The sequence below is a fragment of the Burkholderia sp. SIMBA_051 genome, from assembly GCF_046534915.1.
Taxonomy (GTDB): domain Bacteria; phylum Pseudomonadota; class Gammaproteobacteria; order Burkholderiales; family Burkholderiaceae; genus Burkholderia; species Burkholderia ambifaria.
This window is the reverse complement of sequence record NZ_JAWRXS010000520.1, coordinates 1-258: the sequence shown is the minus strand read 5'-3', so window position 1 is coordinate 258 and position 258 is coordinate 1. Positions and strand designations below refer to the sequence as shown.

At 72.9% G+C, this 258-nt stretch carries 1 protein-coding gene; it reads left to right on the top strand.

The annotated features are described in order from the left end of the window. Positions 1 to 258, top strand: a 258-nt coding sequence (locus SB771_RS35550) for an ATP-binding cassette domain-containing protein (RefSeq protein WP_410722112.1), incomplete at both ends; no start/stop codon positions are given.

Below are 258 nucleotides of genomic sequence, written 5' to 3'. Positions count from 1 at the left end.
CTCGACACCGTGGGCCTGGCGGGCTTTGCCGACCAGCGCGCCGACGCGCTGTCGGGCGGCCAGCGCCAGCGCGTGGGCATCGCCCGCGCCCTGATGCAGCGCCCGCAGTTGCTGCTGGCCGATGAGCCGACCTCGTCGCTCGACCCCAAGACCTCGGTCGAGATCATGGAGCTGCTGGCGGCGCAGGGCGACGCCAGCGGCATCCCCGTCATCGTCAACATCCATGACGTCGAACTGGCGCGGCGCTACGCCGGCCGC